At 37.1% G+C, this 25,210-nt stretch carries 31 protein-coding genes and 1 pseudogene; 10 read left to right on the top strand and 22 right to left on the bottom strand.

Features of this window, described 5'->3' with window-relative positions; all coding sequences use genetic code 11:
- Positions 1-11: 11 nt before the first annotated feature.
- Together CKV70_RS03485 and CKV70_RS03480 are read right to left on the bottom strand one after the other, a co-directional pair.
- Positions 12-779, bottom strand: coding sequence for a flagellar type III secretion system pore protein FliP (locus CKV70_RS03485; protein ID WP_014600604.1), 768 nt, complete (start codon positions 777-779; stop codon positions 12-14).
- Positions 772-1,086, bottom strand: a complete 315-nt coding sequence (locus CKV70_RS03480; protein ID WP_003729398.1) for a hypothetical protein — start codon at positions 1,084-1,086, stop codon at positions 772-774. The genes CKV70_RS03485 and CKV70_RS03480 overlap by 8 nt, the downstream gene beginning before the upstream one ends.
- 371 nt (positions 1,087-1,457) lie before the next feature.
- On the opposite strand from CKV70_RS03480, the pseudogene mogR reads away from it, so the two are divergent.
- Positions 1,458-2,377 (top strand): annotated as a pseudogene (mogR, locus tag CKV70_RS03470) (motility genes transcriptional repressor MogR).
- A gap of 18 nt (positions 2,378-2,395) precedes the next feature.
- Positions 2,396-2,605, top strand: coding sequence for a lmo0673 family protein (locus tag CKV70_RS03465; RefSeq protein ID WP_003721793.1), 210 nt, complete (start codon positions 2,396-2,398; stop codon positions 2,603-2,605).
- Positions 2,606-2,643: 38 nt separating this feature from the next.
- On the opposite strand, the gene CKV70_RS03460 is transcribed toward CKV70_RS03465, so the two are convergent.
- The 9 genes from CKV70_RS03460 to CKV70_RS03410 form a co-directional block, all read right to left on the bottom strand.
- Entirely contained in the window at positions 2,644-3,072 is a 429-nt protein-coding gene (locus tag CKV70_RS03460) for a DUF805 domain-containing protein (RefSeq protein WP_003721792.1), read from the bottom strand.
- 914 nt (positions 3,073-3,986) lie between these two features.
- Positions 3,987-4,595, bottom strand: a complete 609-nt coding sequence (locus tag CKV70_RS03450; protein ID WP_003721790.1) for a hypothetical protein — start codon at positions 4,593-4,595, stop codon at positions 3,987-3,989.
- A 125-nt stretch (positions 4,596-4,720) separates the two neighbouring features.
- Positions 4,721-4,897, bottom strand: coding sequence for a DUF2188 domain-containing protein (locus CKV70_RS03445; RefSeq protein ID WP_003721789.1), 177 nt, complete (start codon positions 4,895-4,897; stop codon positions 4,721-4,723).
- Positions 4,898-4,914: 17 nt separating this feature from the next.
- Positions 4,915-5,799 (bottom strand): SDR family oxidoreductase, encoded by an 885-nt coding sequence (locus CKV70_RS03440; protein ID WP_077346033.1) that lies wholly within the window; start codon positions 5,797-5,799, stop codon positions 4,915-4,917.
- 258 nt (positions 5,800-6,057) lie between these two features.
- Entirely contained in the window at positions 6,058-6,828 is a 771-nt protein-coding gene (locus CKV70_RS03430; RefSeq protein WP_003721786.1) for an ABC transporter permease, read from the bottom strand.
- On the bottom strand, positions 6,821-7,756 hold the full coding sequence (locus CKV70_RS03425; protein ID WP_014600601.1) for an ABC transporter ATP-binding protein: 936 nt from the start codon (positions 7,754-7,756) through the stop codon (positions 6,821-6,823). The genes CKV70_RS03430 and CKV70_RS03425 overlap by 8 nt, the downstream gene beginning before the upstream one ends.
- A gap of 113 nt (positions 7,757-7,869) precedes the next feature.
- Positions 7,870-8,247 (bottom strand): DUF423 domain-containing protein, encoded by a 378-nt coding sequence (locus tag CKV70_RS03420; RefSeq protein WP_003721784.1) that lies wholly within the window; start codon positions 8,245-8,247, stop codon positions 7,870-7,872.
- 9 nt (positions 8,248-8,256) lie between these two features.
- On the bottom strand, positions 8,257-8,520 hold the full coding sequence (locus CKV70_RS03415) for a DUF5327 family protein (protein WP_003721783.1): 264 nt from the start codon (positions 8,518-8,520) through the stop codon (positions 8,257-8,259).
- Positions 8,517-9,080, bottom strand: coding sequence for a maltose acetyltransferase domain-containing protein (locus tag CKV70_RS03410; protein ID WP_003721782.1), 564 nt, complete (start codon positions 9,078-9,080; stop codon positions 8,517-8,519). The genes CKV70_RS03415 and CKV70_RS03410 overlap by 4 nt, the downstream gene beginning before the upstream one ends.
- 173 nt (positions 9,081-9,253) lie before the next feature.
- Here CKV70_RS03410 and CKV70_RS03405 point away from each other — a divergent pair, with 173 nt between their 5' ends.
- From CKV70_RS03405 to CKV70_RS03395, 3 genes are all read left to right on the top strand, one after another.
- Positions 9,254-10,120, top strand: a complete 867-nt coding sequence (locus CKV70_RS03405; RefSeq protein WP_003721781.1) for a Cof-type HAD-IIB family hydrolase — start codon at positions 9,254-9,256, stop codon at positions 10,118-10,120.
- Between the two features lie 25 nt (positions 10,121-10,145).
- Complete coding sequence (gene pdxK, locus CKV70_RS03400; protein WP_014600600.1) at positions 10,146-10,961, top strand: pyridoxine/pyridoxal/pyridoxamine kinase; 816 nt, start codon at positions 10,146-10,148, stop codon at positions 10,959-10,961.
- A 63-nt stretch (positions 10,962-11,024) separates the two neighbouring features.
- On the top strand, positions 11,025-11,333 hold the full coding sequence (locus tag CKV70_RS03395) for a carboxymuconolactone decarboxylase family protein (protein WP_003721778.1): 309 nt from the start codon (positions 11,025-11,027) through the stop codon (positions 11,331-11,333).
- Positions 11,334-11,387: 54 nt separating this feature from the next.
- On the opposite strand, the gene CKV70_RS03390 is transcribed toward CKV70_RS03395, so the two are convergent.
- On the bottom strand, positions 11,388-11,672 hold the full coding sequence (locus CKV70_RS03390; protein WP_009931745.1) for a helix-turn-helix domain-containing protein: 285 nt from the start codon (positions 11,670-11,672) through the stop codon (positions 11,388-11,390).
- Positions 11,673-11,902: 230 nt separating this feature from the next.
- Here CKV70_RS03390 and CKV70_RS03385 point away from each other — a divergent pair, with 230 nt between their 5' ends.
- On the top strand, positions 11,903-12,799 hold the full coding sequence (locus CKV70_RS03385) for an Rgg/GadR/MutR family transcriptional regulator (RefSeq protein ID WP_003721776.1): 897 nt from the start codon (positions 11,903-11,905) through the stop codon (positions 12,797-12,799).
- Here CKV70_RS03385 and CKV70_RS03380 read toward each other — a convergent pair.
- Together CKV70_RS03380 and CKV70_RS03375 are read right to left on the bottom strand one after the other, a co-directional pair.
- On the bottom strand, positions 12,789-13,424 hold the full coding sequence (locus tag CKV70_RS03380; RefSeq protein ID WP_003721775.1) for an endonuclease III domain-containing protein: 636 nt from the start codon (positions 13,422-13,424) through the stop codon (positions 12,789-12,791). The two genes, CKV70_RS03385 and CKV70_RS03380, sit on opposite strands and share 11 nt — an antisense overlap.
- Positions 13,425-13,475: 51 nt before the next feature.
- On the bottom strand, positions 13,476-13,892 hold the full coding sequence (locus CKV70_RS03375; protein WP_003721774.1) for a hypothetical protein: 417 nt from the start codon (positions 13,890-13,892) through the stop codon (positions 13,476-13,478).
- A 119-nt stretch (positions 13,893-14,011) separates the two neighbouring features.
- Between CKV70_RS03375 and CKV70_RS03370 the strand changes: the two genes are divergently transcribed.
- Positions 14,012-14,575, top strand: a complete 564-nt coding sequence (locus tag CKV70_RS03370) for a DUF420 domain-containing protein (RefSeq protein ID WP_003721773.1) — start codon at positions 14,012-14,014, stop codon at positions 14,573-14,575.
- 43 nt (positions 14,576-14,618) lie between these two features.
- Here CKV70_RS03370 and CKV70_RS03365 read toward each other — a convergent pair whose 3' ends face one another.
- Positions 14,619-15,326, bottom strand: coding sequence for a metallophosphoesterase family protein (locus tag CKV70_RS03365; RefSeq protein ID WP_003732609.1), 708 nt, complete (start codon positions 15,324-15,326; stop codon positions 14,619-14,621).
- 67 nt (positions 15,327-15,393) lie between these two features.
- Positions 15,394-15,603: an Lmo0654 family protein gene (locus CKV70_RS03360; protein WP_003721771.1), complete on the bottom strand. Its 210-nt coding sequence runs from the start codon at positions 15,601-15,603 to the stop codon at positions 15,394-15,396.
- Positions 15,604-15,793: 190 nt separating this feature from the next.
- On the opposite strand from CKV70_RS03360, the gene CKV70_RS03355 reads away from it, so the two are divergent.
- Both CKV70_RS03355 and CKV70_RS03350 read left to right on the top strand, forming a co-directional pair.
- Positions 15,794-16,714, top strand: a complete 921-nt coding sequence (locus CKV70_RS03355) for a DUF975 family protein (protein ID WP_003733993.1) — start codon at positions 15,794-15,796, stop codon at positions 16,712-16,714.
- On the top strand, positions 16,701-17,237 hold the full coding sequence (locus tag CKV70_RS03350) for a GNAT family N-acetyltransferase (protein ID WP_003721769.1): 537 nt from the start codon (positions 16,701-16,703) through the stop codon (positions 17,235-17,237). The genes CKV70_RS03355 and CKV70_RS03350 overlap by 14 nt, the downstream gene beginning before the upstream one ends.
- An 8-nt stretch (positions 17,238-17,245) precedes the next feature.
- Here CKV70_RS03350 and CKV70_RS03345 read toward each other — a convergent pair whose 3' ends face one another.
- Genes CKV70_RS03345 through CKV70_RS03330 form a run of 4 tightly spaced genes read right to left on the bottom strand, consistent with a single transcriptional unit; the run spans position 17,246 to position 22,287 of the window.
- Positions 17,246-17,893: a GntR family transcriptional regulator gene (locus tag CKV70_RS03345; protein WP_003721768.1), complete on the bottom strand. Its 648-nt coding sequence runs from the start codon at positions 17,891-17,893 to the stop codon at positions 17,246-17,248.
- A gap of 45 nt (positions 17,894-17,938) precedes the next feature.
- Positions 17,939-20,629: a YhgE/Pip domain-containing protein gene (locus tag CKV70_RS03340; RefSeq protein ID WP_010989537.1), complete on the bottom strand. Its 2,691-nt coding sequence runs from the start codon at positions 20,627-20,629 to the stop codon at positions 17,939-17,941.
- A gap of 42 nt (positions 20,630-20,671) precedes the next feature.
- Positions 20,672-21,313 carry a GntR family transcriptional regulator gene (locus CKV70_RS03335; protein ID WP_003721766.1) on the bottom strand — a complete coding sequence of 214 codons (642 nt, stop codon included), beginning with the start codon at positions 21,311-21,313 and terminating at the stop codon, positions 20,672-20,674.
- 23 nt (positions 21,314-21,336) lie between these two features.
- Entirely contained in the window at positions 21,337-22,287 is a 951-nt protein-coding gene (locus CKV70_RS03330; RefSeq protein WP_003721765.1) for a magnesium transporter CorA family protein, read from the bottom strand.
- A 97-nt stretch (positions 22,288-22,384) separates the two neighbouring features.
- Between CKV70_RS03330 and CKV70_RS03325 the strand changes: the two genes are divergently transcribed.
- A complete protein-coding gene (locus CKV70_RS03325) occupies positions 22,385-22,669 on the top strand; it encodes a hypothetical protein (protein ID WP_003721764.1) in 285 nt (94 codons plus the stop codon).
- An 82-nt stretch (positions 22,670-22,751) separates the two neighbouring features.
- Here CKV70_RS03325 and CKV70_RS03320 read toward each other — a convergent pair whose 3' ends face one another.
- Together CKV70_RS03320 and CKV70_RS03315 are read right to left on the bottom strand one after the other, a co-directional pair.
- On the bottom strand, positions 22,752-23,591 hold the full coding sequence (locus tag CKV70_RS03320; RefSeq protein WP_014600599.1) for a VOC family protein: 840 nt from the start codon (positions 23,589-23,591) through the stop codon (positions 22,752-22,754).
- Between the two features lie 89 nt (positions 23,592-23,680).
- Positions 23,681-25,072 carry a branched-chain amino acid transporter BcaP gene (locus CKV70_RS03315; protein ID WP_003732612.1) on the bottom strand — a complete coding sequence of 464 codons (1,392 nt, stop codon included), beginning with the start codon at positions 25,070-25,072 and terminating at the stop codon, positions 23,681-23,683.
- Between the last annotated feature and the right edge of the window lie 138 nt (positions 25,073-25,210).

Here is a 25,210-nt window from a genome sequence, read left to right as displayed (position 1 = left end):
TTGCTACTCCCTTAAAAGTGAATTGTTTGAAAAATCATGTTGGTAATCAGTCCGTACCCGCCAATGAAAATAAAAACAAGAATCTTAAACGGTAAGCTAATGGTCATCGGCGGCACCATCATCATTCCAAGATACATAAGTAACGTACTAACAATTAAATCTATAAAAATAAACGCCAAGTATATAAACATCCCAGTTAAAAATCCTTGGGTAATCTGTGTCAAAATAAAAGCAGGCATCAAAGCCATAAGCGGTGCATCTTCTTTGTTTGTAACCGGATCTTCCCCTTCTGCTTTCAACATCATGTTAATATCATGCTTATATGTATTTTCCGCAACATATTTTGTCAGAAGCGGCTGCGTTTCGTCCCAAACTTTCGACGCGCTCCACTCTTCTTTTTGCGAAGGTTTATACACATCGTCATACCAAGCAGTAATCAGCGGCTGCATCATAAACAAAGATAAGAACAACGCCAGTCCAACAAGCACTTGGTTGGGCGGTAAGTTCGTCGCGCCAAGTCCTTGCCTCGTTAATCCAAGGACGATAATACAGTAGGTAAAGTGTGTGAACATTAATACAATCGATGCAGACAAAGAAAGAACCGTAACTAGTACAAACAGCGCCACACTAGAATTAACCCCGTCCGTTCCATTTACACCAAGCGAATCCATCCAACTCTCGGCATGCACATTCACACCCGGCCAAAAAACAACCAACGAAATTGCAAAAATAACAATAAAAGATACTTGAAATACTCGTCTAGAGGCTATTTTACGCATTTTCCTTAGTCTCCTCTTTCAAAAGTAATTCTCGGAAAAGTGCTTCATTTTGGTCATTTTTTCCTTTTAATGACACCGTTCGAATATCATTATTGGAAATAATCGCTAGCACCTTTTCCCCGTCTGCCTCCAGAAGAACTGCACGTAACTGATGAGAGATTAAAAGAGTGTCTTTCAACTTTATTAGATCATTTTCGCTTTTTCTCGTGCGATTCGCTTGCTTGTTTTTCTTAACTAAAAAATAAGAAATTCCCGCAAGTACTGCCAAAAGTACAATAATTTTTAAAAGTGACAAAAAATATTCCATTCAAGTAAGGTAAATTCACCTTTCACTCCCTTCATCAGATTACAAAAATAAATCATTTTTTCAAAATATATATCAATAAAGTGTTTTTTGTAACTGCAATATAAAATTTTACACCAAATCCAGAAAAAATCTATACTTTTTTTAAAAAATGAAATTGTGTGTAAAAATAAAAAAACAGCCAGTGTAACAGCTGTATCAAAGGAAAACTTCTCATTATTCGATTTATATTTTTCTATTTAACTCAAAAAAAGGTTCTTCATACCCAATCCTTTTGACCTACTCGCGTTCCCTTTACACAACTAACATATATTGTTATTATAAAAATAAACAGAAAATCAATAATACTATAGGATAGAGAGGTATGTGATTGTATGCCTAAATCAGAAATAAGAAAATTACTCCAAGAAATCAAAAAACAAGTAGATAATCCGGGGAATTCATCTACAACTGAAATTAAAAAAATGGCTTCAGAAGCTGGCATTGACGAACAAACTGCCGAAGAAATCTACCATTTACTCACTGAATTTTATCAAGCCGTTGAAGAACACGGTGGAATCGAAAAATATATGCATTCCAACATTAGTTGGTTAAAAATCGAATTAGAACTACTTTCCGCATGTTACCAAATTGCTATTTTAGAAGATATGAAAGTCCTTGATATCTCTGAAATGCTCAGCCTAAACGATTTGCGGATCTTTCCAAAGACTCCAAGCCAACTACAAAACACTTACTACAAACTAAAAAAAGAGCTTATCCAAGTAGAAGATATTCCGAAAAACAAGCCTGGGAGAAAAAGAAAAACACAAAAAAATACAAAAAAAGAAAAAACCAATATTTTCGGCAAAGTTGTGCCAGCTGAATTCAAAGCACCAGCGTCCATCAAAGAACAAATCAGCTACGACAAATCACGCGAAAAAAACCTGGTTGATTTACTTTCCGGCGTTAAAAGCAATGTTCAACTTTTAAGCGAAAACCAAGGTGAAGAAAACAACGTATATGACTTACTAAAAAGCATTTACTCCTTGTCGTCCCTTGCTGTTCAAAAAGAAGAACTCGACAAAAATACCAAGACTTACAAACAAAATGCCAAGAATTGGAACAGGAAAATTCCTATTTAAAACAACAAAACGAAACCATGACAGATTCGTTCCATACACTTGTGTTACAAGTAGCTGATTTCGCTTATGCCAGTGATTTAGACCAAATTCAAGCACTGCCACTTTTTAGCCAGCAGCTCGTTGTAACACTGAACCAACTTGGTGTATTCAAAGAAAATTATAAACAAATGTAATTTAGAAGGGGTGGCACGATGTATATCGAAATTTATACCGTAAATGGTGAATCTATTCGCCTTGACGACGACGCAAAAATCAACAACATCAGCATCCACGAATTATCAAAAGCAGACTTGAAAAATCTTTTTAACGAAAAATGTATCGAGTTAACAAAATATGACTTAACGTATTTTATTAATACCAACCAAGTGAATTGGTTCCTTGTAAGCGAAGGAATCCATTAAAAAAACGAGCTAGGATTATCTCCTAGCTCGTTTTTTATTTAAAAATCAAATTTACTATCTATATCCCCATCACCATATTGGTTTGGTCCATCACTTTCAAGACACATAAAAATTAACATAATAATTCCGCCAGCAAATGGAATAAGGCTTAAAAGCACGAAAAATCCACTTTTGCCAGAATCATGTAAGCGTCGAACCATTAAGCTGATTGTTGGAAGTAAAGCCGCTAGCAAGTATAGCCATAAAATGATTACCAGAACGATTGCACCGCCACCGCCAGCCATTCCTGTACCACCCATAGCTGCTTCCATAATAGCTGAAATACCAAAAATAAAAGCTAAAGCATAAAGTATTACAAAAATAATCACATTCCAAAGTACGACATACCAATACGCCGATCTCGGGGCTCTGCCACTAAAGTTAACGTAATTTCTCCAAAATGATTTGTAAGCTTCTAAAAATCCCATATTTCCTCCTATGTAAATAAATTTCACCGTATCTATAAGGATATATGTAGCCATCCCATTACACAAGCAATTACAATAAAGATTCATAAAATAGACACATTTCTATTTTTAAAATAAAATGCGCCTATTTTCACAGGCCTTTAAACCTATTAGACATCAAAACGATAGCCTATGAATACATATCAACAATAAAACTTTACATAAAATCCATCCGTTGATGATTGCGAGAAATAATCACTAAAATATAAAATACCCCAAAATGTTATTGAGGTATTTTAGTTAAACTCTACTTATTTTTTAAATTTATTAATAACTTTGGTAATAACATACACTGCTAAAACTAAAACAGCTATAAGCATTAAAGATCCCATGATGTTAAAATTACTCAACTTATCGTTACCTCCTTAACTCCCGTGTAATTTAAATATACCTGATGAGATACTTTTATTCCACCCTTTCCTTATTTATCAGGAATTTGGTAATTCAGTGCTATATATGATGTACTACAAGAATTGTATGATTTATACTACATTACAACTTAACGCCAGCTATCTATGGTAAATTCTCAAAGTGGATGCTTTCCCAAACATCCATATCTTTGTTCACTTAGAAAATCCCCAGTGGCATTTATAAATATTGGTAAATGCCGAACTCCTCGAACTTTCCCTTGTTTGAGGAGTTTTCTTATATTTAGCATTTTTTCCAAAAAAAATACTCCAAAGGGTTGCTACACAACCACAAAAGAGTATAAAAGGGAGTTTAAGGTAAGTAAAGACAACCCACTACAAAAAAGGGAGAAAAAGTAATGGCATTGTCATTGCTTATGGTTATATAATACCCGTCTCACCCAATCCAAACCCTTTTTTAGTATTAAAATTAGATGACGAATTTAACTAAAATGCAACAGAACATAATTATTTATCCTCTCGGTCGATTTCCTTTTCAAGATTTTTTAAAACTTCGGCTTGTACTTTATTTATTGCTACTTCTGTATCGCTGTTTTTAGGAAATAATTCATTTCTTTTATTAGGATCGAGATTAATTTTTCCGAAAATAACCGCTGTCGGGATATAATAGTCATCTTCTGAATCTTTTTGCAACAACAACAGATATTTTTCTTCTTTTTCCATTTTTGTATAGCCAGCGATATGGTATGTCGTATTCGTTTTGGCATCGTAACCTTCATTTTCATAAATAGGTATTGTCATTTCTTTTGCTAAGTTGTCGTCCGTTTCGTTTTTTAAAACTTGGGCTATTTTAAAAGTGGACATTCTATATACACCTACCACAGCATCATCTGAAGCTCGCTCTATTATTGAATCTCCGCGTTTTTCTAGTTGACCTGTTACGATGACAGTACTAGCGTTTTCTAATTCATCCCCACTCTCATAACCGTCGATTTTAGCTTCTGCCACTACTTCGGTGAATGGTTTTGGTATCATCTGTTGATAAACTAAAAATCCTCCGATAATCAATAGGAAAGCTGTAACCACAGTGCTGAAAATCCATCTTCTTTTATTCATAAAAAGTTCCTCCTAGTTGGCAAGCATCTCTCTTAATTTAAATAGTACACTTTTTTTATCAAAATTAAAACACTTGAAACAGCAGACTTAAAGCCTAGCGTTCCAAGTGTTATTTTAGCTTACCGTTATGATTCCTTATGATTTTTATACCATTCTTCCGCTTTCGAAGTAGCAATTGGGATGGCGCGGCTTTCTGAATAGCCATCCTTCAATAGCGCATTGCCGATTTCAATAGCTTTTTCTCGTTCTGTTTTCTTTAGATTTTTCCACGAATCCGGATAATCGTTTTTTGTCCACGGCACGAACTTTCACCTCGCTTTTAATTAATAGGAGCTCCACCAGTAATTCCGTATACTTGGCCCGTTGTATAACTTGCTTCATCTGATGCTAGTAGCACATAAGCGCTCGCGAGTTCCGCTGGTTGACCTGCTCGTCCAAGTGGTTGATCTTGACCAAATTCTGGAATACTATCTTGTGGTTGTCCCCCAGAAATTTGTAGCGCCGTCCAAATTGGACCTGGTGCAACTGCGTTGATGCGAATACCTTTTTCACCTAGTTGTGCCGTTAAACTTTTAGTAAGCGAAATTAAACTACTTTTTGTCATTGCATAGTCAACAAGGTGAGCGCTTGGCTTAACGCCTTGAATGGAGGACGTTAAAATGATACTTGCTCCTGCTTTTAAGTAATTAAGTGCTTCTTGAATGGCGAACACAACGGAGAAAACGTTCACTTCAAATGTATCACGTAGTTGTTCAGCTGGAAGTTTTTGAATATCTAATTGATATTGTTGTAGTCCAGCATTTAGCACTAGAATATCTAGTCCACCTAACTCGTTATATGCTTTTTTTACTAAATCTTTCGCTAAACCTTCTTTTCGTAAATCACCTGGTAATAAGCCACATTTCTGTCCAGCCTCCTCAACAATCGCTTTAACTTCCTGTGCATCTACTTCTTCATCCGGATGATAATTTATCGCGACATCAGCACCTTCTCTAGCATAGGCAATAACCGCAGCCCGACCAATTCCGGAGTCTCCCCCTGTTACAAAGGCTTTTTTCCCGGTTAATTTATTAGCGCCTTGATAACTTGATTCGCCCGCATCTGGAACAGGCGTCATTTTACTTTGCAAACCAGGATAATCCTGGCGTTGCTTTTCAAATTTTCCTGTATGGTATTTGTTTAATGGATTTTCTTTATTCATTATAAAACCTCCTATATTTTTGCGACGTAACCCATGACTAAGTAGGCTACGAAAATAATCAAAATGGCCAATATAAGTATCCACCAAATATTAGCGCCAAGTTTTCGCTTCACTTTTTTATTTCCCATTTTCATCCCCCCCATTACTTTATGTCTTCCCTCCAGTTTTACGCTAAAACGTTTAACATCAAATTGAAAAAGAATTGTAGTAAACATGAAAAAAAGAGAACGGAAATCCGCTCTCTTTTTGAAAAAATCGCTATTAACTTCGAAGTCCTCGTCCTTTACTGATTAAATACCAACAAATCGAGTAAAGAACGACACTAAATACAACAAGAATGGATAGAGAAATTACTACTGGTACATCTGTAACGCCTAGGAAACCATAGCGGAATCCGGAAATCATATAGACAATCGGGTTCACTTTAGAAATCGCTTGCCAGATTGGCGGTAACATCGAAATCGCGTAAAATACGCCACCTAGATACGTTAACGGTTGTAAGACAAAAGTTGGGACAATGGATACATCGTCAAATGATCTAGCGAAAATCCCGTTAATAAGTCCCGCAAGTGAAAATAAAATCGCCGTCATTAAGAAGGTAATAATACCAATCGTCCACGAATGAATGTGAATCGGCACAAACACCATCGAAATAAGCGTAACAAGTGCTCCGACTAAAACACTTCTACCAATTCCGCCAATCAAAAAGCCCCAAATAATAATATGCGTTGGCACCGGCGCGACAAGTATTTCTTCAATGTTTTTCTGAAACTTTTGCGAGAAAAAGGACGAAGATACATTGGCGTAAGAACTAGTAATAACGGACATCATAATCAGCCCCGGCACAATGTACTCCATGTAAGAAAAGCCATTCATATCGCCAATGCGGCTACCAATCATTTTTCCGAAAATAATAAAATATAGCGAAGTCGTAATAACTGGCGGCACGAGTGTCTGCACCCAAATTCGCATATAGCGGTTGGTTTCTTTCGCCGCTAAACTTTTTAAAGCTGTATAATATAGATTAAACATGTTTCTCCCCCGCTTGATGTTTTTCTTCGGTAATTTTTAAAAATAGTTCTTCGAGTCGATTAGATTTATTACGCATCGAAAGCACTTTAATACCGTGTTCGCTTAATTGCTCAAAGATATGGTTCACTCCCTGATTACGTTCCACTTCTACAGACAAAGTTTGCTTATCTTCAAACACATGATTATAACCCGTAATTTCGAAAGCTTCTTCATACGGTTCTAAATCAAAAATAAACGTTTCAAATTGCAATTTAGAAAGTAGTGATTTCATGCTGGTATTCTCAATCAACTCCCCAGACTGAATAATGCCGATATTACGACAGAGCATCTCTGCTTCTTCTAAATAATGCGTTGTCAAAATAATCGTCGTACCACTTTCGTTCAACTCTCTTAAAAACGTCCACATCTCACGTCTAAGTTCAATATCCACCCCAGCAGTTGGTTCATCTAAAATAAGCAACTTGGGTTCATGCATCAGAGCACGCGCAATCATCAAGCGGCGTTTCATCCCGCCCGAGAGCATCCGCGCGCGTTCACTACGCTTCTCCCACAAATTCGATTGCTTTAAATATTTTTCGCTACGCTTGATGGCTTCCTTACGAGAAACACCGTAATACCCAGCTTGATTAACAACGATTTGCTGAACCGTTTCGAACGGATTAAAGTTAAACTCTTGTGGAACAAGACCGATTTGCTGTTTTGCCCGGACAATATCTGTATCGAGATCATAGCCAAATACGCTTACTTGACCTGATGTTTTATTAACTAGTGAAGTAATAATACCAATCGTCGTTGATTTCCCGGCACCATTAGGACCAAGCAGTGCATAAAAATCTCCTTCTTCTACCGTTAAATCCACACCGCGCAACGCTTCGACCCCAGTGGAATAAATTTTTCTTAACCCTTTTATTTCAAGTGCATAAGTCATGTAATTGCTGTCTCCTTATAAATTATGATTCCTTTATTTTATCACTTATTCGCCAATAAGAAAAAACAATCGTCTTTTCACTTAAATGAACGCGAAAAGACGATTATTTTGATTTAATATCTACTCATCGTTCTTCTTGATACTCCTAAAATTAGCAAGAACCAACCAACGACAAAGCAAACGCCACCGATAGGCGTAATCGCACCTAAAATGGATACTTTCGAAATACTTAAAACATACAAACTACCCGAGAAAAAGACAATTCCAGTTGCAAATAAAATGGCTGCCCAAGTGTAAAGCCGACTAGCTTGTTTTTCCATCAATAGCCCTATAACTAAAATGCCTCCTGCGTGAAACATTTGGTACTGAACGCCGGTTTCCCAAGTGCTCGCATAACTGCCAAGCACATCTTTTAAAGCATGTGCCCCAAAAGCTCCCAGTAAAACTGCCAGCCCTGCAAAAATGGCTCCAGTAATTATTGTTTTTTTCATAGTTACCCCCTAAAAATCAAGCAACGAGTCTCCATTCGCGCCGTCTTCTAACTCTATTTTCTTACCGTCCATACTTGCGATTTGCGCCGGTTCTGTTGGCTGAATAGCAATCGGTTCTACAGCCGCAGTTGTCTCATCGCCTGTTTTTGCAAGTTGAACAAGCAGCATCAAACCATGCAAATGCTTATCTTGGCTCGCTTTTGTGGTTGCTGCTTTTGCTTTCGCTAATTCGTTTTCCATTTGTTCAAAAATTTTTGAATCTGAAATAATCATTTTTCCTCAACCTCAATTGTTTTAATAACGCGCGCTGGGTTACCCGCAACAACGACATTATCCGGGAAACTTTTCGTGACAACCGCACCTGAAGCAACGACAACATTATTTCCAAGTTTTACGCCTGGATTAATAATTGCTCGTCCACCAATCCAAACATTGTCGCCAATTTCAACTGGTTTACCAAGCTCTAATCCACTATTACGTTCTACTGGATCAAGCGGATGTGTCGCAGTATAGATATGAACACCCGGCGCCATCATGCAATTGTCGCCAATATGTACTTCGCAAACATCTAAAATAACACAATCAAAATTAGCGTAAAAATTTTCGCCTACATAAATATTAGAACCGTAATCGACACGGAAATCAGGTTCCACATAAACATTTTCTTTCGTTCCGCCGAATAGACGCTTCAGCACGCTTGCACGGGACTCTGAATCCATCGCATCGTTAATCTCTCTGCAGAACTTACGCGCACGATTTCTTCCGTGTGCAAGCTCTCTGTCGCTAGGATCATACATTTCTCCTGCAATCATCTTTTCTAGTTCTGTTTTCATCCTGACACATCCTATCCACGTTTTATTCTTATCCATTATAACCAAATGAATCACAGAAATATAGTAAAGTAATCGCTCCACCTAAAAAACTACGCGCAGCTACCTTTTGTGCATTTTTCTTAAAAAAATGATATTCTAGTGAAGTAGGTAAAATTGGGGAGGAATTTAATATTATGATTAAAGTTATTGCTTCAGACATGGATGGCACACTACTTAACTCTGATATCGAGATTGCACAAGAAAACGTCGAGGCAATCGAAAAAGCCCGCGCCAAAGGAATTCATTTCGTTCTTTGCACCGGACGTATGTATGACGATGCAATGGGGTTAATTAATAAAGCTAATTTATATGCACCAGCAATTTGTATGAATGGTGCGGAAATTCGTGACGAACACGGCAAAATCATTTTGCAACATCCGATCGATAGAAACCTAGCAAGAAACACTTACAACACGCTGACTGAATTAGGTATGTATACCGAATTTTTCACTGATATGGGCCCAATCACAACAGATAAAGCTCGTGGCAAAGAATTTATGATTGAAATGCACAAACGCATCCACCCAGACGTTCCCGCAGAAACCATTATGGATAAAGTAGAAGAACGTTTTGAATCCAAGGACGTTCACGAAATTCCTGATGTAGAGCGTATTTTAGGCAATAAAGATTTAACCATTCTAAAATTCATTTCCTTCTCTTCTGATAAAGACATTCTTGCAAAAGCCAAACAAAAACTAGAAAAAGATTCGGAACTATCCGTAACATCTTCTTTCTCCGATAATATTGAAATCACCCACCGCGAAGCACAAAAAGGTATTTCTTTACAATATTACGTAGAAAAATTAGGCGTAACACTTGATGAAACTTTTGCAATTGGAGATAATATGAATGATATTTCGATGTTAAAAATGGCTGGTTATAGTGTAGCTATGGGTAACGGCGAAGAAGAAGTCAAAGACCTTGCAGAACACGTAACTCTTTCGAATGATGAGCACGGCGTTGCAGCAGCCATCTATAAAATGTTAGAAACAAATGACTAAAGTTTATTTATAGGAGGAAACACGAATGACAATCAAAAAAACATTAACTATTGCAGGTTCTGATTCAAGTGGTGGTGCTGGTTTACAAGCAGACTTAAAAACGTTTGAAGAATATGGCACATACGGTTTTAGCGCGATCACAACAATTGTAACAATGGACCCAGACAACAACTGGGCGCACGGTGTTACTCCAATTGATGCGCAACTTGTTCGTGAACAACTAAAAACAATTCTTTCTGGCGGCCCAGTTGACGCAATGAAAACAGGTATGCTTGGTTCAATTGAAATCATTAAAGCAACACGCGAAGCCATCGACAAATACGATTTAAAAAATGTCGTAATCGACCCAGTTATGGTTTGTAAAGGCGAAGACGAATTAATCCAACCAGAAAACGCGGAAGCTATCCGCGACTTACTATTACCAAAAGCAACAATCACAACACCAAACTTATTCGAAGCAGGCCAATTGTCCGGCCTTGGCAAATTAACTACTTTAGATGATATGAAAGCAGCAGCGAAAAAAATCATCGAACTAGGCGCTAAATACGTTGTTATCAAAGGCGGAAAAGCCCTAGAAAGCGATAAAGCAATCGACCTACTTTATGATGGCAAAGAATTCACTATCTATGAAGTGGAAAAGATCTCTCCAAGCCACAATCACGGCGCTGGTTGTACTTTCGCAGCAGCAATCACAGCTGGACTTGCAAAAGGTTTAACTGTTGAAGAAGCTGTCGCAAAAGCAAAAGACTTTGTCACAGCAGCTATCAAAGGTGGATTTGCACTAAACGAATTCATCGGTCCTGTTTGGCATGGCGCTCATAATAAAGCAGAAAATAGATAATACGAAAACCGCCCAGTGTTTGGGTGGTTTTTTATTATAAAAATCTAATAGGAGATGACCTCAATGAAAGTAAGCAAATCATTTGAAGTATTCGCGAAAGAAGCTCCCGAAGTACAATCTGCCTGGATGGAAACCGTACATAAACTAGATGCCGCAAGTAAACTCGATAAAAAAACAGAAGAACTAGCATACATTGCTGTCATGGCCGCCACTCGCCTAGAAAGCGGACTCCCTTTCCATGTGAAAATGGCAAAATCAAACGGTGCAACTCGCGATGAAATCATTAGCGCCATTCTCGTCGGCTTACCTGCTGTTGGGAACACGGTAATAAGCGCTTTACCTATTGCCTTAGATGCCTTTGATGAAGAATAATTTGCAAAAAACCTTAAGCTAGTGCTTAAGGTTTTTTCTCTATTACTCACTAAATTATTTATTTTTAGGCAACGGATTCTCAAAAACAGCAATCGCTTCCGTTAAAATAGACAATTCTTCTTCTAATAACACACGTTGCTTTTTTAGTTCTTGCGCTTGCAATATATTCAAAATCTCGTTCGACTCAATATTTTCCTCATTGTTGAACTTTTTAATCCATTTCCCAAAAGTGGAGTGAGGGACGTTAAATTCCTGGCAGATGCTATGCTTCGTTTTTCCTCTGCGATATAAAGCAACTAAACTTTTTTTGAAATTTTCCTCATATTTTGCTTTAGCCATAAAACTTCCTTCTTTCTATAGTTAAATATCCTAAAAAGATGTAAACGAATCTGTTCTCCACTCCTAATATACCAAGCTTTTCCATCATTTTTTCATAAAGTCCTAAAAATAGGACTTCTTCCGCCAAATTTTCTATGCTACGATTTAAAAGGAAAAATGGCTGTTACACTCCTTGCAAACCCCTTAGATGCAGCCCTCATTTAAATTATGAATCAAAAGGAGTAACTTGAATGATTGGGTATGGTAAAACAGTGAGAGATATACGTACTTCAAAAGGAATACATCAAAAAGATTTATACGATAATATCATTTCCAAATCCTTCGCCATCGAATTTGAAAAAGGAAAACACGATATCACATTAAGTTTGTTTGAAAAAATATTAAAACGAATGAATATGGATTTAGATGAATTTTTTTATATCCATCGAGAACTTTCTAAATCCGCGGAAAAAAATTATTTGTGCATGAACCAAGAACGAGGAAATATTTATGATTTAGAGAGTTTGGAGCTATTATACAGCGAACTTTCTAAACATGATGGAGAATTAGTTGAAGTATGGAAAGCATTTGTCCGCTCGAGAATAAAAATGGTTGAACATTTGCTTAAATATCATGAATTCACAGTGGATGTCATTACTGCAAAAGATAAATGTACCATTCAAAAATATTTATTTTCGATTGATACGTGGACGCTAGAAGAACTTAAGATTTGCGCTAACTCTATTTATTTTTTTGAAGAAGATCTACAAATTCAATTTTTGAATCAAGTAATTAAAGCGATTCAACCTTATAAAAATTATGACCGAGCAAGGCGCGTTTTATGTACCCTTTTAATTAATACGATTGAAGTATTTATTTCCCGCGGTCAACTATCCTCTGCAAGTAAACTCCTCATCCTGTTAGATTCCTTATGTATCTATAATGAGAGTGCTTTCTACCGAAACATCTCGAATTTTTTAAAAGGTTTACTTAAAATGCAAAGCAATCAAATTAAAGAAGGGTACGCACAAGCAAAAAAAGCCATTCAATTGATGAATGACCTTCATTTTGAAGAAATTGCTTATTTGTATGAAATCTTGTTGGACCAGTTTATTCAATTAGAAGGTATAGATATACTTAATTACTAAATTCGAGCAACCACGATTCATCCATCGCTTTATCTTTACCGAAATGCTTCCCGTGAACATCAATGACCGAATGCCATTCTTTGCATAATTTATGCGGGATATTCTCTGTAATCGGCATAAACTCTTCACGCATTTGTTCATAGGTTTTATATTCGCCAAAACCTAATCGCGAAAATAGTCGTCTGGCATATAAATCAGCAATAAACACATTCCGCTCAAAAATATACAGCAACATCGCATCCGCCGTTTCTTCCCCGACACCTTTTATGCCTAATAACTCTTTTCGTAAATCTTCTGTTGAATAAGTCTGGAACTTATCTAAACTAGCTCCGTGGCCATGGAACCACTTGATAAGAGCTTTAATATAGATACTTTTTTGTTTATAAAAGCCAGCCGGATAGATGTATTCTTCTAATGTCGCCATATCCATTTCAATTAAACTTTCTAAATCTAAATGCGGTCCAAGGTTCGCTAATGCTTGTTTGGCATTTTTCTCTGTCGTACGCTGGATTAATATCATCGAGAGCCAATCAGCAAGACGATTATCCGCTTCCCACCAATCTTGATAACCATAATGCTCCACTAAATTATTTAAAACCCGGACTTTTTGTTCGTCTACATTCACCTTGCATCACCTCGAAAAGGAATCAAAAACAGTTATTCCTAGTTATTCTCCTTACCCAATCATCCGAAAATCATTTCGATTCCCAGTCATATCAACCATCAATTCAAATAGCATTTTACTATTATCTGGCTTATTCTGAACGATTACTTGCATAAAATAATCATGCACCATAAATGTATAGCCATGCTCTTTCGACGTAATCGCGTACCCTTCTAAATCATTTTCAGAGACAAACAGCCAGCGCCATCCATACTTTTCACGTACTGCCTCCCCGTACAAAGATCCTAAAATATAACCTAGTTCTTCTGCTAAATCAGGGTCTGGCGAGGTATTTTTTAAGTACTCAGTAATTTTCTCGATGCGCTCTTCTGGAGTTCCGTCCGTTTGGAGCATTACTTCGCCTTCTTCTTTTAAACGGATAATTTCAGCTTCTTCCGCTTTCGTTAGTTCTCTTGCAATAATCGACATAAGAAACACCCTTTCCCCAACCATTATACCTTAAAAGCTCAATCTTTCGCATCCGTTATGTTCGTCATGTATAATGAAAGAAGTACAGCAATTTTTATATTTAGGGGGCTATTTTTTTCATGGAACAAAATAAAGAAAAACTCACAAAGCCGACATCAGAAAAAAACTATTTTTGGCCGATAATGATTATATCATTTGTCGCGGTTGTGGTGATTTTGCTACTCTTCTTCTCACCCATTGGATATCAAGGGGCAGTGCATTTCGACATTACTATTTTCCCGCGTATGAACGCCATCTTTAATAGTTTTACCTTTGTATTTTTAGTTATTGCACTTTGGGCAATTATAAAAAAGAAAAACATTAAAATGCACCGTGGTTTCATTTTAGCAGCATTTACATCAACGCTTTTCTTCTTAGTATCTTACTTAACTTTCCATTACCTTTCAGCAGAAACTTCTACATTTGGCGGAACTGGAATTATCCGCCCAATCTACTTTTTCATCTTAATTACACATAGTTTCTTAGCGGCAATCGTCGTTCCACTCGCGCTATTTGCACTTGTTTGGGGCTGGACGATGCAAATTGAGAAACACAAAAAAATCGTTCGCTGGACCATGCCGATTTGGCTATATGTCAGTTTAACTGGCGTACTAGTATACTTATTTATGGCACCGTATTATTAAAAAAAAGCATCAAATGAGCGCTTATTAAGAGCTCATTCGATGCTTATTTTTTTACAGAAAAACTTTTTGTGATGACTTTTTCTTCAACGACTACTCCGTGAAGTTCTCCGCCAAAAACCGCACCACCATCAATATCAAGTCTCGTTTTATCTTCCGAAACCCAAATACCAGAACTTTCATCAATATGTAAATTTTGTACCGGGGTATGTCCGAAAATAAAGACTTTCCCCGTTTTATTCTGTCCAAATAAGAAAGGTTCGCGAATCCAGAAAAAATCACGCTCCTCAGTATCATGCCAATCTTTTTTCGTCAAATCTACACCTGCATGCACAAATACATATTTGCCTTCTTCATAATAGAGCGGCAATTTCCGAATGAAATCAATGAGTTCAGAAGCTTCTTCTTTTACCCGCTTTGCTAATCCCTCCGGCGTCATTTTTTTATCTAAAGAGTCTGCGATTAAAGATTGAATCGTTTCCATTCCACCTTGACTTAAATAATAATGCATTTTCCCAGAAGGATTTTCGAGAAAATCTAGTAGCATTTGTTCGTGGTTTCCTTTTAAGACAATGGCTCCTGTTTCGTCAGCTAATGCTTTCACTCTTCTAAGTACTGCAGCTGGGTTTTCGCCGCGGTCAATCAAATCTCCTACAAACAAAAGCCGTTCTCGCTCTTTATCCCAGTTTTCGAGTAATTCGTCTAAAAGCGTAATCTCTCCGTGTACATCTCCTACAGCAAAAATTGGCTTCATGCTTATACCTCCAAATCTACGTAAAAGAAACGTCCCTCTGCAAAATGAACAAATGGACGCTTTTTTCTTATTCGGTTTTGCTTTCTGCTTTTTTGATTTTCTTCTCTACTTCGGCAATTTCGTGACGTAATGCACTTAATCTAACTTCCGCTGCATTAATTGGTCCATTTTGGAGTTGTGGGTCTTCAAACTCTCTTGTTTCGCTGATTACCTCTTGATATGTTTGTCGCAACTCAATCAATTGATCTTCTAGTTCTCTTAAATTCTCATGGGCCATACGCGCCACCTCCAAATTAATCATACTACATAATTCTACTTTTCCCCAATAAATAGAAATGTAATCCTTTTTTCAGCATTTTTTTGTAACACCTCTTATTACTGTATTAGTCCTTGAAAATGTGCTATTTTAAAGGTAGGTATTTTTGCTATTATACTTAAAAATAAATGAAAAAGGAGTTTTTACTATGATGACTATTTCACAAGTAAAACAGACAGCAAAAGAGTCGCTTCGTGGCAACTGGGGAATTGCCATTGGAATATTTGTGCTTGCTTGGTTAATCGAAACTGTTGGCGGAGGAGTACTTGGTTGGATTCCAGTCGTTGGGTGGATTGCACTATTCCTGCTAACTGGACCACTTTATACTGGAGTTGCTTGGGTGTACCTGGCAATCAGTCGCCGTGAACAACCAGATGTTGCTTATATGTTTAGTGGTTTTAAACAATTTGGACGTACATTTTTAGCTTACTTGCTTATTTCCATTTTCACATTCTTATGGAGCTTACTCTTAATCGTACCAGGAATTATTAAAACTTACTCTTATTCACAAACATTCTTTATCTTAAGAGATAATCCTAACATTTCCGCGCTAGATGCTATTACAGAAAGCCGCCACATGATGAATGGACATAAAGGTAGACTTTTTGGACTATCTCTTACATTCCTTCTATGGTATTTAATTCCTCTTGCTGTAGCGATTGCAGGTACGGTTATCGTTGCTGGGGGAATGGCTACTACATCTTATACAGCTGATCCTGCTGAAGTAATTTCAGCTCTTGCTGCTGGCGCTACTTTTGGCGGACTCGTTTTAATTCTAGCTTCCTGGTTAATCACACTTGGTATTTCACTTTATGTTTATCCTTATCTAATCACTTCTATCGCTGTGTTCTACGATGATTTATACGCAGCAACAGAAGGTACTTTTACAGAAGAAACGGTAATCGTGGAAGAAGAAGTAAATCCATTTGGAGCAACAGAAGCTGATCCATTTGCAGAGGATACACATCCAGAAGGCTTTGGACCAGATGCAGCAAAAGAACCCGAAACTCCAGTAGTACCGGAAGCTCCTGAAACACCAGAAGCTCCAAAAGATAACAATGAACCAAAATAAAATCACGGCTGGCGGACTGGAATTTCTAGTCCGCTTTGCTTTGCCAACGGATCGCCTCAAAATAAATGGCTTAATGATGGATACAGCTCGCTGGTTAAAAGAATCGGGTTCAACCCAGTGGAGCGACATTTTGCATGGTTTTGATGTCCATAATATCGAACAACGTATTGAACTTGGTGAAGTTGCCCTTTTTGAAACGGAAGCGGGTAAACTTGCTGGGACAATGATAATTCGGAAAACGCCTAGTGATTGGGATACAGATTTGTGGGATAATTTGGCAATTGATAAAGCCTATTATTTGCACCGTATTATGGTTTCTCGAGAGTTTTCCGGAATTTCATTAAGTAAGCAAATGATTTATTTTGCGGAAAAACTAGGGATTGAAATGTCCGTGCCGTTCATTCGGTTAGATTGCATTGAAAGTAATAAAACGCTCAATCAAATGTATCTCCGTTATGGTTTTCAGTTTTTGGGCACGAAAAACGGGTTTCATTTATATCAAAAAAAGCTGCCACAAAAGTGACAGCTTTTTTATCTGTATGCTTGAATCGTTAGTTCTGCAAACATGGACTTAATCGTTTTCCTGGCCAATTCTATTTTTCCTTCTGCAAGCAACTCATAAATTTGATTGCTCTTTTTGTTAGTCCATTCTCTAATTTCAACGGATTTAAACATATTAATTCCATCTGAAAAATGAACCATTTGAAAGAAAATTTGCTTGACGATACGCACTTGATAGGGATTTTCGGCAAAACTAATTAAGCAAAGAATAAAACGATGATGCGCATCGAAATAATTTTCTAAATCAGTTAGATACGAAAAGCGCTCCATCTCTTGCATGCGAGCATACAATTTCTCTAAATCCATTTCATAACCAAAATGGGCTGCTTTCGCAATCGCTGCATCAACAAAAATTTCAATGGTTTCCATCAATTGCACATAACGATCCGCATCAACAATACAATCATTTAAAACAGCACCGCTATTTTCGTGATAACTGACAATGCCTTGAGCAGTAAGCGTTGCAATGGCTTTTCTGAGTGGTGAGCGGCTAACACCGAATTCTCTAGCCAACTTTTCTTCTGCTAAATGCTCATTCGGCACTAACTCACCGTTTTTAATTTTTTCAAGAAGTAAGTTATAAACCATTTTATCTAATGTTTTAAATTTGTTTGCCACAAAGTCTGCCCCCTCTATGCTCGTAATTATATCACAGAAAAAATATTAATGGATGAGCTTGCTTCGTTTTGCTTTTTCTGATAGCTTGGGTACTACTTTATCTAGTGGTTTTTTGAGTAAAATGCCTAGCGTGATAAAGAGAATGGCAAATCCGGCAAGAACACTCATATCAATCCAAACAGTTGGCATATAAAGTCCGCCAACACTTTCCCGAATTAAACTCACGGCATAAGTGAATGGCAAGAATGGATAAATCGCTTGGAAAAATGGCGGCGAAACTTGAATTGGAAAGTTCCCGCCTGCTCCTGAAATTTGTAAAACTAACAGGATAATCGCAATCCCTTTTCCGACATTATTAAATAGTGATACGAGCGTGTAGACGATGGTCATAAATACGACGCTGATAAACATGCTGAATAGTACATGTAGTAATGGTTCTGCGATGGATACCCCGAGCAAGAAAATATTCCCGAGCGTCACTATAAGCGCCTGCATTAATCCGATAGATAAGAATGTCAGTAATCGTCCAAAATAACGATGGTAATGACTGAAAATCCCAGCTGGCACTTCTACATCCACACGTAATAAGGAAATCAACAAGAGCGCACCCACCCATAAACAAAGAGCCGTATAAAATGGTGAACTTGCCGAACCGTAATTTGGAATTGGATAGTAGCTTGTTTCTTTTAACTTAACTGGACTAGCAATAAACGAACTATCTTTATCTGCGTCGTTTCTAAGCATTTTAATAATACTTTGCAAATCGTAATTTTTATCGAAGTCGGTAATTTTATTCGCTGCATTATTAATGGCCTTTTCAAATTCTGGCAATTCTTCCCGCGAAAGATCGGCCGCAATTTTAATCGCTTTTTCGAATTCTGGCATTTTTTCTTGGATGAGGCCCGAAGCTTGGTTTATTTCTTTTTCGAGCCCTGGCAAATCATCGCGAATGAAGTTGGCCGCTTTTTTAATATTGGCTTTTACATTAGGATAATCGTTTTGGTAAAAGTTTGCCGCTTCGTTAATACCCGCGATAATCGTGTCCAGTTTAGTGTTGATTACTTTCGTTGCTTCATCTAACGTTTTTTGAATTTCTGGTAGCCGTTCTTGGAATTCTTCTAAGTAGGTTTGCCCTGTCTGTAGTGTTTCTCTGGAATCTTTTAAAACCTGCGTAATTTCTGGGATTTTTGCTTGTAACGTTTCCAGTAGTTTTTGACTATCTTTCAAATCTCCTTGAATTTGATTTAAGCCGACTTTGATTGCTGGGACGATTTCCGAATCATAGTTGGCTAAAATTTGGTCCAATTTCTCGCTAACATTTTTCGCTTGTTCATTCAGTTGATTTAAAAGTTCCTCGGACGGTTGCGCGCCATTTTCAAGTTCTGTGCGTACTTTTGTAATTGTTTCTTTTTGCGCGCCTAGCTGGCTATTAATCGTTTTTAAATTCGCAATTAAATCGGTAAATGGCTTATTCGGCAATGTTTCATTTAAACTTTCTAATGTCGCGGTTTGTTTTGTAATCATTTGCTGCAAGGAATCAATATCTTGCTCCATTTTCTTCAATTCCGTAATGGCTTGTTCTGGAGTGATTGAGCCATTTTTAATTGCTTCTGTGACTTGATAAATATTGTCTGCCATTTGCTTCATTAGCGTTAAGTTTTGTTTAATTGCAGGCGCTAACGTATCGAAGGACTTATTAATTTCATCTGCGAAATCAGACACTTTATCTACATAGCCACTGCCATTTTGAGCAATTTTTTCTACTGTGGGAATTGCCGCCATCGCAGTATCAATCACATCAAGCGCTTTGCCCGATTCATTCACTGCGTCATTGACCGTTTTCTTAATCGTTCCGAAGTTTTCATCTACTTCTTTTACCGATTCGGCGATTTGTTTGATTTCAGGAATTTTCTTTTGTAGCACTAAAATGTCTTGCCCGAGTTGGTCAATTTTTGGTAGTTGTTGTTCCACTAATAAGACGTTTTCTGTCGCTTTATTTAGTTCAGGAATTTTTTCGTTTAGCTCGACAACTTGGTTTGCTTTCGCTTTCAGTTCAGGCAGTTTGGCTTCTATTTTGACCGCTTCTGCTCCCATTTTTTTCAGTTCTGGTAAAGCGTCTTGCACTTGGAATACCTTGGTTTTTAATCGACGAATTGTTGGCAATTCATTTTCAAGATCAATCCCTGCTTTATTAAACTCTTCCAAAACGGCTTTACTAACTGTACCAACAAACTCAGAGCTAATTTGATTAACAATCGTCGTTGCACCGCTCTCCGTCATTTTTGGGGCGATAGCATTGATTTTTTCATTGACGGAATAATCGATTGTCGGTTTGGTAACATTATCATTGACGACCGAAACCATATCTTCTGAAAAATCTTTTGGAATATGAATAGACGCATAGTATTTTCCACTTTTCACGCCTTTTTTCGCTTCATCCTCACTTACAAAAGTCCAACCAAGTTTTTTATTTTTTTCTAGCGTTTTCTTGAGCTGGTTCCCGACGTTCACTTGTTGGGGCTTTTTCCCTGGTACGTCTATTTCCGCGCCTTCATCATCAATCGAAACTGCCACTTTGATCCCCGAAGTGTTGGAGTACGGATCCCAAAGTGCTTCAATATTAAACCAAGCATATAGTGATGGCAAAATAATTAATGCAATTACTAATAATAAAGCTAAAGGCGCTTTAAAGAGACGGCGCCAGTCTAAAATAAATATTTCGTATACTTTCCGCATCAAAAGCACCTCCTGTTTTTAAGCAATTCATCTTTAGAAATACTATCTAAATGTACGGATAATATACAAATTCACTAATTTTTGTATTACCTCTTTTGCTAAATCATGTTTCTTTTCTACCATGTAGTAAGTTAATTGTTCTAACGTTTCCATCGTTTCTTCTTCCAAGAGCACAGGAATTATTTTAATATCTTTTTGCGCTTTATTAAAAAAATCACGCTTCATTTTCCTGACAATATCCTCGGCATAACTATTAGCCAACTGCGCCACAAATTGTAACAACCATTTGCTAAGTAAGGACAAATAAGCCTCTACATCTTCTTCTTTTTGAATTTCGCGCATTTCCTCTAATAGCGCATTACCTTGCTCTGGTTTATAAGTTAAATTTTTATTTTTACATTTTTCAATCGTTTGTACGACAAGGATTTCGGCCATTTCTAATAATTCAATAAAACGCCCAGCACTCATGCTGCTTTCAATCACAATTGCCCCCCGGTTTAGCTCGTATTCGATTAACTCTTCGGATACTAAAACCGCAATTGCTTTTCTGACTGGCGTTCGACTAATAGATAATTCTTTTGCAATACCAGCTTCTGAAATATGTTGCCCTACATGAAGCTTTCCACTGAGAATTTTTTCTTTGATTGTATAATATGCTAATTTTTCGTATGTTTGTTTTTCCATGCTCATCCCTCGTTTTCTATATATTAAAAGTATTTTCTACGCCAAAAAATCACGGTTACTCCCGTTGTAATTAATAGCGTAAATAAAAGAATTAATGCAAACGCGTGCTCATTATGCATAAACGGTAGCTTAATATTCATCCCATAAATACTCGCCACAATCGTTGGTAATGACAAAATAATGGTAAATGATGTTAAAAACTTCATCACGATATTTAAATTGTTCGAAATAACCGAAGAAAATACATCCGACATCCCGCTAATTATTTGGGTATATGTATCCGTCATGGCAATTGCTTGCTTATTTTCAATAATAACATCTCTGAGCAAATCATGATTATCCTCTTGCTGCATAAAATGTTCTACATCTTCCATTTTATCAAGAATGGCTTTGTTCGATTGAAGTGCTGTTGCAAAAAATACTAAACTTTTCTGAACCGCCATAAAAGCATACAGTTGCTCGTTTTTCATCGATTGTTTAATCTGTATTTCTAAATTATTTGTTTGTTTGATGATTTGATTTAAGTATTTGAGGTAATAATAAGATACAGCATACAATAATTTTAACAAAAATTGCTTATGATTAGTTGTATCATATTCTTCTAACTTCATCGATTGCACATCTTTTAAAATTGGCAAGTCTCGCAATGTTATTGTCACAAGATGTTTTCTAGTCAAAACAATTCCAATCGGAAGTGTTTCATACATTGCGTAGCCTAGTTCATCCTCCGATTCGTATGGATAATCAACAATGACTAGTGAATGTCTCACATCTTGCTCTGCTCGTTTCAATTCTATCCTAGAACGCTCCTCAGAATCTAGTGCATCCAAAATATACGGTTTGGGCACATCCATTTCCTTACTTAACATTTCTATTTCATCGTCTGTTGGAGCAGTTACTTTTACCCAACAACCATCTTCCAAAGCAGAAAGTTGCTCCATTTTTTCATTTGTTGTCTTAAAAAATTCAATCATCTAGATATCTCCCTTCTTCGTATCTTCTTTACAAAATATTTCATTTATGTTACATTATTATTAATAATAATTCATTTATGACAAAGGAGCGATGAAAATGGAATTTATGTCTATGATAGTTACAGGAATTGTTTTAGCAGCAATAATCTCAGGACTTTCTTTTGTAGTTGGTAAACTTAGTGGATTATCTTGGTTTTGGATTGCGTTTTGTGCAAACAGCGGTTTCTTTATTATTTTCATCACTGTGCAAAATTCATTTCCAGATAACGCAGCCGTAGCCCTTTCGTATTTAAATCTTGGAATTGGCGTAGTTTTAATTGCTTTAACGCTTTTCCAATCTAGCAATTGGCTTTTCAAGAAAACAATGCAACGTAAACATTAAAATAATTAGTCTAATCTACCTTTCCCTTATTATCGCATCAAAAAACTGTTTAAGCTCATTTTTCGCTTAAACAGTTCTTTTTTTATTTAAAGTGAATCTTAATTCCGTTAGAATCTGTCACTGAAATGGTACTTTCAAATCGTTTCACATCATATCCTTGTTCTTCTAAGGTGGTTATTATTGCATCTTTATCAGGGGTAATAATTGTAAACCAAGCTAGTCCTGTTTCATTTTCTTGCAGAAGTTCCAAGTTGCGACCTGCCCAGACGTTTGAACCGATGTGATGGTGATAATCACCAGCCGCAAAAAACCTTGCTGAGGGAATAGCGGGCGTTAACTTCATTCCAAGCGCCTCTTTATAAAATTGTTCCGCTTTATCAGCATCTGCCACTTGTAAATGCACATGACCAATAATCGTTCCGTTTGGCATTCCTGTAAACGGTTCGTCTGTCGCAATTTGAAGCAACGAATCCACATCTACTTGTTCTGTGACCATTGGTAAATTACCATCGCCATCACGCATCCATTCCGCTTTTGGACGGTCCGCATAAATTTCAATGCCATTACCTTCAATATCATGTAAATAAAGCGCCTCACTATAAGCATGATCTCCCGCGCCATCAATCGGATAACCTGACTTAGCTAAATGAAGTAACACATCCGCTAAACTTTCTCGCGTTGGTAGAAGAAAGGCGGTATGAAACAAGCCAATCCGCGGCACTTCTGGAACGACCGCATTATCTATCTTTTTAAGAACAAGTAAAGCTTCATCAGACCCACTCACGCCGAGCCGAACCATTCGCTCATTTTCCTCTAATAACTTCAAACCAATTACTTCTTGATAAAAGCCTGCCATCTCTTTTAAATGTCCAACATTCAATACAACTTCGCCAAGTCGTAACTCTTCACTAATTTCTGCCATGTAAAAAACGCTCCTTTTATTGTAATACATTCATTACAACATAAGGAGCGTTCAAATTCCAATAAAACGACTTACAAAAAGTAAGTTAATTATTTTTTAAGTAATTCACTATGTTTTCTACCATAAGCAAAGTAAACAATTAAACCAATAACAAACCAAATTCCGCAAAGAATCCACGTATGAACAGACAAACGGCTAATTAAAAACGCACATAATAGGAACGAAACAATAGGAAGTACTGGGTAAAGTGGTACTTTAAATCCTCTCGCTTGAATATCTTTATTTTTACGTAAAAAGATAATCCCGATAGACACCATCATAAACGCCAAGAGTGTTCCAATATTAACCAACTCAGCCAATCGATCCAATGGCACAAGCCCACTAATAATTGCAACAATCACTGCGAAAATCCAAGTATTTTTAACAGGTGTTTGGTATTTTTGATTGATTTCCGCAAGTACTTTCGGCAATAAACCATCACGTCCCATTGCAAAAATCAGTCTAGTAGCCCCGTAGCTCATCACTAAAATAACCGTAATCATCCCAACAACTGCGCCAAGTGATACAATGCCAGCTACCCAATCTTGGTTAATCACTTGCAAGGCATAAGCCACAGGATCAGTTACGTTTAAATCTGTGTACGGCACCATTCCAGTTAAAACAGCGGATACAGCAACATATAACACCGTACAAATAAGTAGCGACCCAATAATTCCAATCGGCATCGTCCGTTGCGGATCTTTCACTTCTTCCGCCGCGGAGGAAACGGCATCAAAACCTAAATAAGCAAAGAAAACTAGCGCCGCTCCATTCATAACTCCACTAATTCCAAACGGCATAAACGGTTGCCAATTATCCGGTTTGACATAAAATACGCCAACTACTAAGAAAAGTAAAATAACACCGACTTTAATAACTACCATAATGGTATTCACGCGTGTTGATTCTTTTATCCCAAGCGTTAATAAAAAGGCAATCACAAGAACAATAATAATCGCCGGTAAATTAATAAATGTACCTACTTCTGGATTAAAAGGCCCAGAGATTGCTTCCGGGATGGAAATATGAAAACCTGAAAGTAACGCATTTAAATAAGAAGACCATCCACTTGCCACAGAAGCCACTGCAAGCCCGTATTCCAAAATAAGTGCCCAACCAAGCAACCATCCAATTAACTCACCAAAAACCACATAACCATACGTATAGGCGCTCCCTGCAACAGGAACACTAGATGCAAACTCCGAGTAACACATTGCTGCAATCGCACAAACAATCGCCGCAATCACAAAAGAGAAAATAATCGCTGGTCCCGCATTTTTCGCAGCCACTGTTCCAGGTAAAATAAAAATCCCCGTTCCGACAATCGCCCCGACCCCAAGTAAAGTTAAATCAAGTGGTCCGAGAGTTTGCTTTAAATGCGTGCTACCACTTTTATTATGCATTAAATCTTCTATCGGTTTTCTTCTAAATAATGAATTCATTTTGTCTCCTACCTTTTTACATTCTTCTAAAAGAATATCCTTTTACACTTTAAAGGTCAATAGGATTGTGAGAAAAAATACAAAAACTAATCATTCTTTCCTAAAGTAGAACCTATTACCCAAATATATCAGAATCAT

The sequence above is a fragment of the Listeria monocytogenes genome (assembly GCF_900187225.1).
Taxonomy (GTDB): Bacteria; Bacillota; Bacilli; order Lactobacillales; family Listeriaceae; genus Listeria; species Listeria monocytogenes.
The sequence above is the reverse complement of the archived record's forward strand: the minus strand, read 5'-3'. Positions and strand labels throughout refer to the sequence as shown.

Bases quoted from the DNA above. Each gene is read 5' to 3' on its own strand.
- CKV70_RS03485 (WP_014600604.1), bottom strand. From the start codon at position 779: ATGCGTAAAATAGCCTCTAGACGAGTATTTCAAGTATCTTTTATTGTT.
- CKV70_RS03480 (WP_003729398.1), bottom strand. From the start codon at position 1,086: ATGGAATATTTTTTGTCACTTTTAAAAATTATTGTACTTTTGGCAGTA.
- CKV70_RS03465 (WP_003721793.1), top strand. From the start codon at position 2,396: ATGTATATCGAAATTTATACCGTAAATGGTGAATCTATTCGCCTTGAC.
- CKV70_RS03460 (WP_003721792.1), bottom strand. From the start codon at position 3,072: ATGGGATTTTTAGAAGCTTACAAATCATTTTGGAGAAATTACGTTAAC.
- CKV70_RS03450 (WP_003721790.1), bottom strand. From the start codon at position 4,595: ATGAATAAAAGAAGATGGATTTTCAGCACTGTGGTTACAGCTTTCCTA.
- CKV70_RS03430 (WP_003721786.1), bottom strand. From the start codon at position 6,828: ATGTTTAATCTATATTATACAGCTTTAAAAAGTTTAGCGGCGAAAGAA.
- CKV70_RS03425 (WP_014600601.1), bottom strand. From the start codon at position 7,756: ATGACTTATGCACTTGAAATAAAAGGGTTAAGAAAAATTTATTCCACT.
- CKV70_RS03420 (WP_003721784.1), bottom strand. From the start codon at position 8,247: ATGAAAAAAACAATAATTACTGGAGCCATTTTTGCAGGGCTGGCAGTT.
- CKV70_RS03415 (WP_003721783.1), bottom strand. From the start codon at position 8,520: ATGATTATTTCAGATTCAAAAATTTTTGAACAAATGGAAAACGAATTA.
- CKV70_RS03410 (WP_003721782.1), bottom strand. From the start codon at position 9,080: ATGAAAACAGAACTAGAAAAGATGATTGCAGGAGAAATGTATGATCCT.
- CKV70_RS03405 (WP_003721781.1), top strand. From the start codon at position 9,254: ATGATTAAAGTTATTGCTTCAGACATGGATGGCACACTACTTAACTCT.
- pdxK (WP_014600600.1), top strand. From the start codon at position 10,146: ATGACAATCAAAAAAACATTAACTATTGCAGGTTCTGATTCAAGTGGT.
- CKV70_RS03395 (WP_003721778.1), top strand. From the start codon at position 11,025: ATGAAAGTAAGCAAATCATTTGAAGTATTCGCGAAAGAAGCTCCCGAA.
- CKV70_RS03390 (WP_009931745.1), bottom strand. From the start codon at position 11,672: ATGGCTAAAGCAAAATATGAGGAAAATTTCAAAAAAAGTTTAGTTGCT.
- CKV70_RS03385 (WP_003721776.1), top strand. From the start codon at position 11,903: ATGATTGGGTATGGTAAAACAGTGAGAGATATACGTACTTCAAAAGGA.
- CKV70_RS03375 (WP_003721774.1), bottom strand. From the start codon at position 13,892: ATGTCGATTATTGCAAGAGAACTAACGAAAGCGGAAGAAGCTGAAATT.
- CKV70_RS03370 (WP_003721773.1), top strand. From the start codon at position 14,012: ATGGAACAAAATAAAGAAAAACTCACAAAGCCGACATCAGAAAAAAAC.
- CKV70_RS03365 (WP_003732609.1), bottom strand. From the start codon at position 15,326: ATGAAGCCAATTTTTGCTGTAGGAGATGTACACGGAGAGATTACGCTT.
- CKV70_RS03360 (WP_003721771.1), bottom strand. From the start codon at position 15,603: ATGGCCCATGAGAATTTAAGAGAACTAGAAGATCAATTGATTGAGTTG.
- CKV70_RS03355 (WP_003733993.1), top strand. From the start codon at position 15,794: ATGACTATTTCACAAGTAAAACAGACAGCAAAAGAGTCGCTTCGTGGC.
- CKV70_RS03350 (WP_003721769.1), top strand. From the start codon at position 16,701: ATGAACCAAAATAAAATCACGGCTGGCGGACTGGAATTTCTAGTCCGC.
- CKV70_RS03340 (WP_010989537.1), bottom strand. From the start codon at position 20,629: ATGCGGAAAGTATACGAAATATTTATTTTAGACTGGCGCCGTCTCTTT.
- CKV70_RS03335 (WP_003721766.1), bottom strand. From the start codon at position 21,313: ATGGAAAAACAAACATACGAAAAATTAGCATATTATACAATCAAAGAA.
- CKV70_RS03330 (WP_003721765.1), bottom strand. From the start codon at position 22,287: ATGATTGAATTTTTTAAGACAACAAATGAAAAAATGGAGCAACTTTCT.
- CKV70_RS03325 (WP_003721764.1), top strand. From the start codon at position 22,385: ATGGAATTTATGTCTATGATAGTTACAGGAATTGTTTTAGCAGCAATA.
- CKV70_RS03320 (WP_014600599.1), bottom strand. From the start codon at position 23,591: ATGGCAGAAATTAGTGAAGAGTTACGACTTGGCGAAGTTGTATTGAAT.
- CKV70_RS03315 (WP_003732612.1), bottom strand. From the start codon at position 25,072: ATGAATTCATTATTTAGAAGAAAACCGATAGAAGATTTAATGCATAAT.